Below are 12,816 nucleotides of genomic sequence, written 5' to 3'. Positions count from 1 at the left end.
ACGAAAGCAGGAAGCAGCACATGAACGACAACAACGCCGGCAGCACGGGCGGCGCGGACCTCGAACTGCTGGTCGTGGGTTCCGCCAACGCCGATCTGGTGGTCGGGGTGGAGCGGCGCCCCGCGGCCGGCGAGACGGTGCTCGGCTCCGACCTGGCCGTCCACCCCGGCGGCAAGGGCGGCAACCAGGCCGTCGCCGCCGCCCGGCTCGGCGCCCGCACGGCGCTGCTCGCCCGGGTCGGCGACGACGCCCACGGCACCCTCCTGCTGGAGGCGCAGCGCGCGGCCGGCGTGGACACCGCGGGCGTCCTGGTGGGTGGCGCGCCCACCGGCGTCGCGCTGATCACGGTCGATCCGTCGGGCGACAACAGCATCGTGGTCTCGCCCGGCGCCAACGCGCGCCTCACCCCGCGGGACATCCGCGCGGCGGGCGGTCTGCTCGCGGCGGCGCGGGTGGTCTCCAGCCAGCTGGAGATCCCGCTGGAGACGGTCGCCGAGGTGGTCCGCGGGCTGCGGCCCGGCGCCCGCTTCGTCCTGAACCCCTCGCCGCCGGCGCCGCTGCCCGCCGAGGTCCTGGCCGCCTGTGATCCGCTGGTGGTCAACGAACACGAGGCGCGCGTGATCCTCGGCGCCGACGCGGGGGACGCTCCGGAGGAGTGGGCGCGGGGGCTGCTCGCGCTCGGCCCCCGGTCGGTCGTGATCACCCTGGGCGCGGCGGGCGCACTCACCGCGGACGGCTCCGACGTCGTACGGGTGCCGAGTCCGAAGGTCGACGCGGTGGACACGACCGGCGCGGGCGACGCCTTCACCGCGGCGCTGGGCTGGCGGCTCGGCCTCGGCGAGGAGCTGCCGGCGGCGGCCGCGTACGCGGCCCGGGTGGGTGCGGCCGCGGTCACCCGTAAGGGAGCGCAGGACTCCTACCCGACGGCTTCGGAACTCCCCACGGCCGCTCCGGACGCTCCGGAGGTCCCGGCTCCGTGAAGAAGTCGGGCATCCTGAACCGCCATCTCGCGGGCGCGCTGGCCGAGTTGGGGCACGGCGACACGGTCATGGTCTGCGACGCGGGCATGCCGATCCCGGCGGGGCCGCGCGTGGTGGACCTGGCGTTCCGCGCCGGGGTCCCCGCCTTCGCGGAGGTCCTCGACGGCCTGCTCGCCGAGCTGGTGGTGGAGGGCGGGACGGCGGCGCGCGAAATCGAGGAGGCCAACCCGGACGCGGCGCTGCTGCTGCGCGAGAGCCTGCCGGTGCTGGAGCTGGTCGCCCACGAGGAGCTGAAGCGCCTCTCGGCGGGCGCCCGCCTCGTGGTCCGCACCGGCGAGGCCCGACCGTACGCGAATGTGCTGTTGAGGTGCGGAGTCTTCTTCTGATCTTCTTCTAACGCCGGCCGGCACCGAGCGGAGACCGAAGAGCCGTCCGCTATACGAACGCAGCTGACCGTATTCTGACCGGTTTCCGGTCTTGACGGCAGATCGTCCCGCCCTCAACATCAGGCAACGCACAGCTCCAAAGGCGCCCCGCGGCACCCGCGTCGCGGGGCGTCTCGTACGTTCCGTCCCCCTCGCTGTTCGGAATACGGAGCCCCACACATGAATCTCTCCAGACGTGCGGCCGTCGGTGCCGCCGCAGTGGCCATCGGCGGCCTGCTCGCCACCGCCGCTCCCGCCATCGCCGCGCCCGCCGCCCCCTCTCCCACGCTCGCGGCCCCCGACCTCCCCCTCGCCAACGTCAAGGCGCACCTGACCCAGTTCCAGTCCATAGCCTCGGCCAACGGCGGCAACCGCGCCCACGGACGCCCCGGCTACAAGGCCTCCCTCGACTACGTGAAGGGCAAGCTGGACGCGGCCGGGTTCACCACGACCGTGCAGCAGTTCACGTCCGGCGGCGCCACGGGCTACAACCTCGTCGCGGACTGGCCGGGCGGCGACCCGAACAAGGTCCTGATGGCGGGCGCGCACCTCGACAGCGTCTCGTCCGGGCCCGGCGTCAACGACAACGGCTCGGGCTCGGCGGGCGTCCTGGAGACGGCGCTCGCGGTCTCCCGCGCCCAGCTCAAGCCGGCCAAGCACCTGCGGTTCGCCTGGTGGGGCGCCGAGGAGCTGGGCATGGTCGGCTCCCGGTACTACGTCAACAACCTGCCCACCACGGAGCGTTCGAAGGTCAGCGGCTATCTGAACTTCGACATGATCGGCTCGCCGAACGCCGGCTACTTCGTCTACGACGACGACCCGGTCATCGAGAAGACGTTCAAGGACTACTACGCCGCTCTGAACGTCCCGACGGAGATCGAGACCGAGGGTGACGGCCGCTCCGACCACGCCCCGTTCAAGAACGTCGGCATCCCCGTCGGCGGTCTGTTCAGCGGCGCCGAGCGCGCCAAGTCCAGCGCGCAGGCGCAGAAGTGGGGCGGCACGGCGGGCCAGGCCTTCGACCGCTGCTACCACTCGTCGTGTGACACGACGACGAACATCAACGACACCGCCCTGGACCGCAACAGCGACGCCATCGCCCACGCCGTATGGACCCTCGGCACCGACACCCCGGTCCCGCCCGGTGACGCGTACGAGAACACCACGGACGTCGCCATCCCGGACAACGGCGCAGCGGTGACCTCGACGGTGAACGTGGCCGGCCGCACCGGCAACGCCCCGGCCGCCCTCAAGGTGGACGTCGACATCCGCCACACCTGGCGCGGTGACGTGGTCATCGACCTCCTCGCCCCGGACGGCACCGCGTACCGCCTGAAGAACTCCAGCAGCAACGACTCGGCGGACAACGTCATCGCGACGTACACGGTCGACGCGTCCGCCGAGACCGCGAACGGCGCGTGGAAGCTGCGGGTGCAGGACGTGGCGGCGCAGGACACCGGGTATCTCAACGGCTGGAAGCTGACCTTCTAGCCCGCGCCCGGGCAGCGCGCCTCCTCCCCGCGAGGAGGCCGCGCCGCGAGAATCTCCCGCCGCCAGAACACGCGCTGCAAGGGTTCCGCAAGCACCGTGCAAGCCTTCCGCCCGGACCTCGGGGCATCCCTCGGCCGAAGCCCGAACACCCAACGGGAGCCCATACCACCGGGGGACACCATGGCGGTTGAGCACAGCACCACCTCCACGGAGCCGTTACCCGGGTCCGGAGCCCTCTCCGGACCCGGGCACGGCTCGCAGTGGCTGACCCTGACCCACTGCAAGCGCGTCCTCGTCGTCGTCCACACCGAGGTCTACGGCAGCCGGCTGCGGGACGTGCTCCCGCTGCTGGAGTCGGACCTGCGCATCCAGATCCACTTCACCATCGCACCGCACGCGTTCAACGCGGGAGCGGAACGCATCCTGCGCGCGCTGAACAGCACCGCCCTGCCCTGGGAGGAGGCGGTGCGCCAGGAGTTCGACCTGGTGCTCGCGGCCGGTTCACAGGGCATCGACCGGTTGCGCGGCCCCCTCCTGCGGATGCCGCACGGCGCGGGCCACATCAAGCTGTCCCGTACGACGGATGACCGCGACCCGGGGGCGCCGCGCACCGTCGGGGAGCTGGGACGGCAGTACCTGACCCGTGACGGCAAGGTGGTGCCGAAGGCGCTGGCCCTCGCCCACTCCGAGGACCTGGCCACCTTGGCCCGCACCTGCCCCGAGGCGCTGCCCGTCAGCGAGGTGGTGGGCGACGCCAGCTACGACCGGGTCGTGGCGAGCCTGCCGCTGCGCCGCCACTACCGCACGGCCCTCGGCCTGCGCCGCGGGCAGCGGCTGATCCTCGTCTCCTCCACGTGGGGGCTCGGCTCGTCGTTCAACCGTCTGGACGCCCTCCTGCCCCGGCTCCTGACGGAGCTGGAACCCGCGCGGTACCGCATAGCGGTCCTGGTGCACCCCAACGTCTGGGCCGGGCACGGCGACTGGCAGGTCCGGTCGTGGCTGGCCGCCGCCGAGCGGCGGGGCATCACCGTGCTGCCGCCGGACACGGACTGGCGCGTTCCGCTGATCGCCGCCGACTGGGTGATCGGCGACCACGGCTCGGTGACGCTGTACGCCACACTGACCCGCGCGGTCATCCTGCTGGCCCGCTACCCCAGCGCCGACATCAATCCCGACTCGCCCGCGGCGGAACTGGCTCGCGCCGCGCCCGCCCTGTCCCCGGCGCACCCGCTGCCGGAGCAGCTCGCCTACGCGCGTACCGAGTACCCGGCCGAGGAGTACGCGCGGATCGGGCGGCGGATCTCCTCCGAACCGGGCCGGTTCGCCCGCAACACCCGCAGGCTGATGTACCGGCTGCTGAGCATCGGTCAGCCCGCTTACGAGGCGTCGCTTCCGGTGTTGCCGGTGCCCGCTGCCCCGGCGGGCACGGGAGCGGCCGACGGGATCCCGGCATGAGGGCCGCGGTCGTGTCCGTCGTGAGGGCGGCACCGCCAAGCCCGTCGAACGCGTGCGCCCCCGTGATCGTCTGCCTCGACTGCTCCCGCCTGTGCCAGGTCGCGGGCCGCCCCGGAGGCGAGACGTGGCGGCAGTGCGCCGATGTGCTCTACGCGGGCCGCCCGCGCCGTGATCCGGACGCGGTGCCGTTGGCCCTGCGCACCCTGGAGCGCTATCCCGGCTGCCTGCTGGTGGTGGTCCGCCGGGCGGGCGGTGACCGGGTGACGTGTGCCCGGCGTGGACCCCTGTGGATCGGGCCGTCCGTGGAGACGAGAGAGGCGGCGGGACGGGACGTCGTAGCCCTGTTGCGCGGATGGTACGGGGAAGTCCTGGCGGGACGGCCCTCAGGGCACGGCCCGGCCGGGCCGTGCCCTGAGGGCCGGAGGTTCAGCCCAGAGCGCGCAGGCGCGCCTCGAGCCGCCGCACGTCGGGAGCGCTGACGCTGCGGTAGCGGGCCAGGGACCGGTCGTACCAGTCCCTGGCCCGCTCCGTCTCGCGGCGGTCCTCGGCCGCCTCGCCGAGCATCTCCAGGACACGGCCCTGCCAGTGCACCGACCCGGCGGCCTCGAACTCGCCCACTGCCTTGACCAGTTGTTCCTCCGCCGCCTCGACCGCGGCCGTGTCGTCACCCGCGCACCTCAGCGCGGCCTGGCCCAGGAAGGCCAGGGCGCGGGCCGCGTCGTAGGGATCGTCCTCGGCCAGCAGGGCGTCCCTGGCCGCGGCGAGTTCCGGCAGGGCGTCCTCGGGGCGCCCGTCCGCCAGTGCCACATCACCGAGGCAGATCCTGGTCAAGGCGGCTCCGCGCGTGTATCCGATGGCCTCGCGCAGCGGCAGCGCCAGTCGGAAGCAACGCAGGGCCTCAGCCAGCCTCCCGGCGAGCCGGTGCGACTGACCGAGGCCGTGCAGTGCCTGGGCCTCGGCCCGGCGGGCGGCCTTCAGGACATCCGGGCCGCCGGCGCCGAGGCCCCGGCCGTCGGCGCCCGGCCCCTGTGCCGCGGCCACTCTCGCCCGCGCCACCTCCAGCGCCTGCCCGAACCAGCCGACCGCCGCGTCGGGCCGGCCCGCGTTGCGCAGTCCGGCGCCGCCGGAGGTGAGCATCTGGCTCTCGGCCTCCCGGTCGCCCGCCCGGCGGGCCGCCGCGAGCCCGGTCTCGTGGGCCTCGACCCACAGCTCGTACGGACGCAGGCGCAGGAAGAGCGGCCACATGGCGTCGGTGAGCATCCACGCGGTGTCGTGCCAGCCGCGCTCGGCGGCGGCGCGCAACACGGCCATCAGGTGAGCCCGTTCGGCGTCGAGCCAGGCGAGCGCGCCGCGCGCGTCGGTGAAGGGCGGGGGCGGCGCCGGGCGGTGGGCGTAGTGACGCGGCAAGATGCGGTGGCTGGGGGTGAGGAGGGTCTCCGCCTCGGTGGCGGCATACAGGTAGAAGTCCACTACGCGCCGCACCACCGCCCCGCTGCCCACAGAGCCCTCGTGTGCGGCGGCGAGCTGTCCCGCGTGCGCCCTGATCAGGTCGTGGAAGCGGTAGCGGCCGGTACCGGTACGGGGATCGGGGCCGAGGTCTTCGAGGAGGTTCACCTCCGCCAGCTCGTCCAGCAGCTGGTCCGCCTCCCGCGTCGGCAGGCCACAGGCCGCGGCGGCGGCCTCGACCCCGAGCACAGGAACCGGTGCCAGACCCAACCTCCGGTAGCCACGCGCGAGTTCGGTGCTCAAGAGGCGGTACGAGGCGTCGAGGGCGCCCCGCACGGCGTACTCCCCTTCGACGCGCAGCACGTCCAGCGCGCCGCCCGCGCCGGCGCCGAGCGCGCCCGCCATCGCCGCCAGCGGCTGGCGCGGCCGCGATGCCACCCGCGCTGCCGCCACGCACACGGCGAGGGGCAGGCCCGCACAGGCCTCGGCCACCGCCAGGGCGGCCTCGGGCTCCCGGGTGACGCGGTCGGCCCCGATCCGGCGCCGGAGCAGCTCCACCGCGTCGCCGGTGCCGAGCACGTCCAGCGGGTGGAACGTCGCGCCGTCCATGCCGAGGCCGCTCAGCCGCCCCCGGCTGGTCACCGCCGTCAGGGCGCGGGTGCCGCCGGGCAGCAGCGGACGGACCTGCGCGGCGCTGAGCGCGTTGTCGAGCAGCACGGCGATGCGGCTCCCCGTGGTCGCCGAGCGCCACAGGGCGGCCTTTTCTCCCAGGTCGGCGGGGATGCGTTCCTGGCCGAGGGCACGCAGGAACTGCCCGAGCAGCTCTGCCGGCCGTGCGGGGCCGCCCTCGGAGTGGCCACGCAGATCGGCGTAGAACTGGCCGTCGGGGAAGGCGTCGGCCATGCCGAGCAACCAGCGCCTGGCCAAGGTGGTCTTGCCGACTCCTGCGGGACCGCTGATGACCGCGATGACCGGCGCCGCCTGTGTGTCGGCCACCCGCAGGTCCAGTTCGGCCAGCTCACGCTTCCGGTTGGTGAAGTGCGGCGGCACAGGTGGCAGTTGGCGCGGGACATCGGCATCGCGGGGCGGGGCGGGCGCGGCGGAGTGGATGTGGACTCCGCCGTGGATGCCGTGGGCCTGGATGGCGGCGCCCTCAATATGGGCCGCCCCGCCGATGGAATTGGCGACGTCCGCGGGGGCGGGGCCAGGGGTGGTGGGGCTGAGAGGGGCAGGGCTGAGGGTGGCGGTCCAGCGCCGTAACTCCCGCGCCAGCTCCGGGCGGTGCACGGCCTGCTGCGCGAGGGCCGCGCTCAGCGCCCGGGGGGTCTCGCCGGTGACCTCGGTCTGCTCCGCCGACGCCCAGGTGCTGAGCAGCTCGGCCGTGGCGGCGTCCACGGAGGCGCTCACCATGTCGAGCAGTGCGCGCCGTGCTCGCGGCCGGGCGGCGGCCAGTGTCAGGGCGGCCGTCAATTCCAGGGCCGTCACCTGATCCATTGCGCCGCCTCTCTCGAGATCCACGGCTCACACCGTTTCAGCCCTACCCGTCAGGCGCTCGCGTCAGACCGCATACCTCTGCCGAGAACAGCGTTTAAGCCAAAACAAGCCAATGAAGTGAACAAATGACCGTCACTATTTGAACGATATCGACCTCATGCGATTCTTTGACGCCCATTCACAGCACAGGCCGGCCGGCGGACGGGGGCACTCGTGGAGATCGGCATTCGCGTCCTGGGAACCGTCGCCCTGGAATACGACGGGCGAATCGACCTCCTCGGCTCCGCGAAGGAACGCCTCGTCCTCGCGACGCTGGGCATCCACGCGGGCCGCCCCGTCTCCCTGGACACCCTCATCCACCGGCTGTGGGACGACCACCCGCCCGCCAAGCCGCGCGCGGGGCTGCACACCTACGCCGCCCGCATACGGCGCCGCCTGCGCGAGAACACCGGCGACGACCTGCTCGTCCAGCGGGCCCACACCTATCTGCTCGATGTCCGCCCCGAGCAGGTCGACTGCCACCGGTTCGAGCAGCTCGCCGCCCGGGCCCGCGCCCTGGCGGATGGCGCCGACGACACCGCGGCCCTTGCCCTGCTGCGGGAGGCGGCGGAGCTGTGGCGCGGAGAGCCGCTGGCCGGGCTCGGCGGCCCGTGGGCCGAGAGCGTCCGCGCGAGCCTGTCGCAGAAGCGGCTCGCCGCCCAGCTGACCCGGATCGAGGCCGAACTGCGCCGCGGCCACTACGCCGAACTCGTCCCGGACATCGCCGCGCTACTGGAGCGGCATCCCGGCGACGAGACCCTGGCCGCCCACCTCATGACCGCGACCTACGGCTGTGGCAGACAGGCCGAAGCCCTGCACGTGTACGAGACCGTCCGCCGCCATCTGCGCGAGCACCTCGGCACCGACCCGGGCGAGGCGCTCACTCGACTGCACCGCCTCGTGCTGAACGGCGCCCCTGCACAGAAGTTGCTCCCCCGCCGGGGGCCTGCCGCCACCGCCCCGCACACCCTGCCGCGCCACCCCGAACTGGTGGGCCGGGAGAAGGAGTTGGCGGCCATCACCCGCGCGGCGGAGCGGGGTAACGGCGCCGTGATCGCGTTGCAGGCCATCTCGGGCATGGCGGGGGTCGGCAAGACACTGCTCGCGCTGCACGCCGCCCGGCGCCTGGAACCCCTGTTCCCCGACGGGCAGCTCCACCTCGACCTGCGCGCCCACTCGCCGGGCCGGGCCCCCCTCTGCGCCACGTCCGCTCTCGGAGCGCTGCTGCGCATGCTCGGGGTCCCCGCGACGGACCTCCCGGACCGGCTCGACGAACTTGTCTACCTATGGCGCACGTTGCTCTGCCACCGCCGTGCCGTCATCGTCCTGGACGACGCAGCCGACCCCGAACACGTGCGGCCCCTGCTGCCCGGCCCCTCGCCCTCCTTGATGATCGTCACCAGCCGCCGCCGACTCTCCGGGCTGCCCGGGGTCCGGCCGGTCCTGCTCGACGTACTCCCCGAGGAGGACGCCGTCACCCTGTTCCGCGAACTGGCCGGCGAAGGCCGCACGCCACGCGTCCGCGAGGTCACCGCCATCGTCCGACTCTGCGGACGGCTTCCGCTGGCCACCGAGATCGCCGCGAGACGCCTGGCCTCCCGCCCCTCCTGGACGACCGGTCACCTGCTGCACCGGCTCACCCACGGGCACGGCAGACTGCGCGAGATCCGGGACGGCAACCAGGAGATGGCCCGTGCCTTCGAAGTCTCCTACTCCACGCTCCGCCCCGAGGAAAGATCCGTTTTCCGGCTTCTCGGTCTGCAACTCGGTCCGGACTACGACACATTCAGCACCGCCGCGCTCACCGATCTCTCATTCGACGATGCGGAACGCATACTCGAAGGACTCCTCGACGCCCATCTCATTCAGGAACCGACACCCGACCGATACACCACTCATGATCTTCTCGGCGAATACTCGCGCATGCTGGCGGCGTCCGAACTAGGGGCCCCAGAGCGGGAAAGCGCCCTCCGCCGATTGATCGATTTCTACGTGCAGGCATCCGATGCGGCGGACCGGCTCATCGCCCCGCGCCGTCCGCGCCCGCACCTTCCCCGCCGCGTTTCCGCACACCGGACACCTGCATGGAGTGGCGCCGCCGAGGCCCGGCGCTGGCTGGCCGCGGAGTGCTCCGCGCTGATCGCCGCGGAGCGCCACTGCCGGACCCACGGCCATCCGCACGAGGCCTCACTGCTCGCCGGGTCCCTCGCGGGCTTCCTGCTGGAGGAGAAGTACGCGGCCGACTCTCAGGGCATGCACCGGGCGGCCGCGGAGCACTGGCGGAGCCTCGCCCACCCGGAGGCCGAGGCGTACGCGCTGGTCGACCAGGGTGCGGCGCTGTCGCGGAGCGGACGGTACGACCAGGCCCTGACCGTCCTCGGACGGGCGTTGGACACGGCCCGGGACATCGACGGCATGACGGTGGCGGAGGTGCTGCACGCGCGGGGCGTACTGCTGTGGAACCTCGGCCGTCTGCCGGAGGCGCTCGCCGACCAGGAGGAGACCCTCACACTGCGCATGCGTTCAGGTGCTATATGGCAGGTCGCCCGGTCTCACAACAACCTCGGCATCACACATCTGTACCTGGGGAATCTCCCGGCCGCCCGCGACCATTTCCATAAGGCACTCGACACGTTCCGAACGGTCGGCGACGCACACGAAGAGGCGCACGTGCTGAATAACCTGTCGGATCTCCAGCTGCGCGCCGGCAAAAGGGAATCAGCACGGAAATACCTCCAAGAGGCCCGGAAAGTACTCGCCGTCTCGGGCACCACGGCAGAGCATGCCATGGCACAAGTAAATCTCGCGAACACCATGAATTCACCGCAGGAACTCCACGCGATGCTGGAGATGTACCAGGATTCACTCGACTCGTTCCAGCGCCTGGGAGACCGGCGCAATGCCTCGATAACCCTGCATGGGATGGGCCTCGCCCTGCACGCGGCGGGCCGCTTCGAGGAGGCGGCCGAGCACCACACCCACGCGCTGGAGCTGGCGCGGACCATCGGGGCGGCGACCGAAGAGGCGCAGGCCCTGCAGGGTCTGGGGGCGGCCGAACACCGCCTGGGCCACACCACCTCAGCGGCGGACCACCTCACCGAGGCGGCGGCCGTGGCCGAACGGACAGGAGCGACGGCGGAGGCGGCGCGGGCGCGGGCCGCGTTGGCGGAGGTAAAGGAGACTAGGGCGGAATCGATCATTCCGGACTGATTTCCCGGGCAGCGGGTATAGATTTTCGGGGATTTCCACTTTCCTGTACGAACGCCTCGCGGGGACGGTACCTTCAACCCGTCAAGATCAACGCAGGAACGAGAGTGGAGTTCATCCGCACATGCCGCTGAAGAAACACACGGGAATCTCGAAGCACGTCCGACTGGCCCCCGCCATCATCGGGATTGCAGCAACCGTCGTGGGGGCACTGATTTGTATGCCTTCAGGGAACTCCACCACTGAAACGATCGCGGCGAAGAACCCCGCCCACACCGCCCCCTACCCGGGAGGCCCCCGCGCCTGACAGCGGCGCGCACTCCGCACGGCGGCGGTGACCCCGCCGCCGTGCTTCGCACCACCGCGGCACTCAGTCCTCGTCCGGAGCCAGCCGCAGCGAGATGGAGTTGATGCAGTACCGCTGGTCCGTCGGCGTGGGATAGCCCTCGCCCTCGAAGACGTGCCCGAGGTGCGAGCCGCAGCGCGCGCAGCGCACCTCGGTGCGGACCATGCCGTGCGAGGTGTCCTGGACCAGTTCGACCGCGTCCGTGTCCTTCGGGTCGAAGAAGCTCGGCCAGCCGCAGTGCGACTCGAACTTCTCCGCCGAGGTGAACAGCTCCGCGCCGCACGCGCGACAGGAGTAGACGCCCTTGGTCTTGGTGTCCGTGTACTCACCCACGAAGGCGGGTTCCGTGCCGGCCTGGCGCAGCACCGCGTACTCGGCGGGGGTCAGCTCGGCGCGCCACTGCTCGTCCGGCTTCTCGACGTCGTACGACATGGGTGAGTCCCCTCTACTTCGACAGCTCGGCCAGGATGTGCGGGCCGAGGTCGGTGACGTCGCCCGCTCCCATGGTCAGAACGAGATCACCGGGCTTCGCCATTCCCGCGATGGCCGCGACCGCCGCGTCCTTGTCGGGCGCGGCCGCCACCTCGGCGCCGGCCGCGCGGGCTGCGTCGATGATCAGGGCGCTGGTGATGCCGGGGATCGGGTCCTCGCGGGCCGGGTAGATGTCGAGGACCACGGAGGAGTCCGCGAGGGCGAGGGCCTGGCCCATCTCGGTGCCCAGTTCCTGGGTGCGCGAGAAGAGGTGGGGCTGGAAGAGGACGAGGATGCGCGCGTCGCCGGCGGCGGAGCGCATCGCCTCCAGGTCGGCCGTCATCTCCGTGGGGTGGTGCGCGTAGGAGTCGATGACCTGCACGCCCGCCGCCTCGCCCTTGAGCTGGAGGCGGCGCTTGACGCCGGTGTAGGAGCCGAGCGCGGAGGCGAGGTTGTGCGCGGGGATGCCGAGGGCGATGCCCGCGGCCAGCGCGGCGACGGCGTTGTTCGCGTAGTGGCGGCCGGGCACCGAGACCTGGAAGGTGAGGAACTTGCCGTTCAGGACGACCGTGACCTCGCTGGTCAGGCCGCGCGCGGTGATCTTGTGGATGCGCAGGTCGGCGCCGTCGGACTCGCCGTAGGTGACGACCTTCAGCTCGCCCAGGTCCCGGAGGCGCCGGGTCAGCTCGACGGCGCCCGGCTGGTCCGCCGAGATGACCAGCGTGCCGCCCGGGACGATCTTGCCGGCGAAGATCTCGAAGGATTCGTAGATCTCGTCCATCGACGCGTAGTTGGCGTGGTGGTCCAGCTCCACGTTGAGGACGATGGCGACCTCGGGCGCGTACTTGTGGAAGCTGCGGTCGCTCTCGTCGGCCTCCGCGACGAAGATGTCGCCCTCGCCGTGCAGGGCGTTCGACCCCGGCACGTCCAGGTCGCCGCCGATCGCGTACGACGGGTCGAGGCCGAGGGTGGCGAGCGTGACGGCGAGCATCGACGTCGTCGTGGTCTTGCCGTGCGTGCCCGCCACGGCGATCGGGCGCCGGCCGTGCATCAGGGAGGCGAGGGCGTCCGAGCGGTGCACGACGGGGATGCCCAGCTCGGCGGCGCGGGTCAGCTCGGGGTTGTCGTCGCGGATCGCGGAGGACACGACGACGCAGGTCGCGTCGGAGGCGAGGTGCGCGGCGGCGTGGCCGATGTGGACCGTGACGCCGAGCGCGCGCAGCGCCTCGGCCGTGGCGGACTCCCGGGCGTCGCTGCCCGCGACCTTGGCGCCGCGCTGGGCCAGGATCTTCGCGATGCCCGACATCCCGGCGCCGCCGATGCCGATGAAGTGCGGTCGGTCCATGTCGGCCATGGACTGGGGCAGGCCGGGTGCCATGCGTGTGTCTCCCCTGGTGGTGCGACGATGTCGCATTCGTACGATGGTGAACGGCCCCCAGCCTATTCCCTGCGCGGCGGCGCA

At 72.3% G+C, this 12,816-nt stretch carries 8 protein-coding genes; 5 read left to right on the top strand and 3 right to left on the bottom strand.

Going from position 1 to position 12,816, the window contains the following annotated elements; all coding sequences use genetic code 11:
- The first annotated feature begins 20 nt into the window (after nucleotides 1-20).
- The 4 genes from J2N69_RS29450 to J2N69_RS29435 all read left to right on the top strand — a co-directional run bounded on the left by J2N69_RS29450 (nucleotide 21) and on the right by J2N69_RS29435 (nucleotide 4,351).
- Nucleotides 21-980, top strand: a complete 960-nt coding sequence (locus J2N69_RS29450) for a ribokinase (protein ID WP_230903389.1) — start codon at nucleotides 21-23, stop codon at nucleotides 978-980.
- Nucleotides 977-1,366: a D-ribose pyranase gene (rbsD, locus tag J2N69_RS29445; RefSeq protein WP_230903388.1), complete on the top strand. Its 390-nt coding sequence runs from the start codon at nucleotides 977-979 to the stop codon at nucleotides 1,364-1,366. The genes J2N69_RS29450 and rbsD overlap by 4 nt, the downstream gene beginning before the upstream one ends.
- A 219-nt stretch (nucleotides 1,367-1,585) precedes the next feature.
- Nucleotides 1,586-2,896 (top strand): M28 family metallopeptidase, encoded by a 1,311-nt coding sequence (locus J2N69_RS29440; protein ID WP_230903387.1) that lies wholly within the window; start codon nucleotides 1,586-1,588, stop codon nucleotides 2,894-2,896.
- A gap of 180 nt (nucleotides 2,897-3,076) precedes the next feature.
- A complete protein-coding gene (locus J2N69_RS29435) occupies nucleotides 3,077-4,351 on the top strand; it encodes a hypothetical protein (protein WP_230903386.1) in 1,275 nt (424 codons plus the stop codon).
- Between the two features lie 426 nt (nucleotides 4,352-4,777).
- Here J2N69_RS29435 and J2N69_RS29430 read toward each other — a convergent pair whose 3' ends face one another.
- Nucleotides 4,778-7,291 carry a tetratricopeptide repeat protein gene (locus J2N69_RS29430; RefSeq protein WP_230903385.1) on the bottom strand — a complete coding sequence of 838 codons (2,514 nt, stop codon included), beginning with the start codon at nucleotides 7,289-7,291 and terminating at the stop codon, nucleotides 4,778-4,780.
- A 213-nt stretch (nucleotides 7,292-7,504) separates the two neighbouring features.
- On the opposite strand from J2N69_RS29430, the gene J2N69_RS29425 reads away from it, so the two are divergent.
- Nucleotides 7,505-10,540: an AfsR/SARP family transcriptional regulator gene (locus J2N69_RS29425; protein WP_230903384.1), complete on the top strand. Its 3,036-nt coding sequence runs from the start codon at nucleotides 7,505-7,507 to the stop codon at nucleotides 10,538-10,540.
- A 367-nt stretch (nucleotides 10,541-10,907) separates the two neighbouring features.
- On the opposite strand, the gene msrB is transcribed toward J2N69_RS29425, so the two are convergent.
- Together msrB and murC are read right to left on the bottom strand one after the other, a co-directional pair.
- Entirely contained in the window at nucleotides 10,908-11,315 is a 408-nt protein-coding gene (gene msrB / locus J2N69_RS29420; RefSeq protein WP_230903383.1) for a peptide-methionine (R)-S-oxide reductase MsrB, read from the bottom strand.
- A gap of 13 nt (nucleotides 11,316-11,328) precedes the next feature.
- Nucleotides 11,329-12,732: a UDP-N-acetylmuramate--L-alanine ligase gene (murC, locus tag J2N69_RS29415; protein WP_230903382.1), complete on the bottom strand. Its 1,404-nt coding sequence runs from the start codon at nucleotides 12,730-12,732 to the stop codon at nucleotides 11,329-11,331.
- Between the last annotated feature and the right edge of the window lie 84 nt (nucleotides 12,733-12,816).

Source organism: Streptomyces huasconensis (assembly GCF_021028635.1).
In the GTDB taxonomy this organism is placed as follows: domain Bacteria; phylum Actinomycetota; class Actinomycetes; order Streptomycetales; family Streptomycetaceae; genus Streptomyces; species Streptomyces huasconensis.
The sequence above is the reverse complement of the archived record's forward strand: the minus strand, read 5'-3'. Positions and strand labels throughout refer to the sequence as shown.

Excerpts from the sequence above, each read along its gene's own strand:
- J2N69_RS29450 (WP_230903389.1), top strand. The coding sequence starts at position 21 with ATGAACGACAACAACGCCGGCAGCACGGGCGGCGCGGACCTCGAACTG.
- J2N69_RS29440 (WP_230903387.1), top strand. The coding sequence starts at position 1,586 with ATGAATCTCTCCAGACGTGCGGCCGTCGGTGCCGCCGCAGTGGCCATC.
- J2N69_RS29435 (WP_230903386.1), top strand. The coding sequence starts at position 3,077 with ATGGCGGTTGAGCACAGCACCACCTCCACGGAGCCGTTACCCGGGTCC.
- J2N69_RS29430 (WP_230903385.1), bottom strand. The coding sequence starts at position 7,291 with ATGGATCAGGTGACGGCCCTGGAATTGACGGCCGCCCTGACACTGGCC.
- msrB (WP_230903383.1), bottom strand. The coding sequence starts at position 11,315 with ATGTCGTACGACGTCGAGAAGCCGGACGAGCAGTGGCGCGCCGAGCTG.
- murC (WP_230903382.1), bottom strand. The coding sequence starts at position 12,732 with ATGGCACCCGGCCTGCCCCAGTCCATGGCCGACATGGACCGACCGCAC.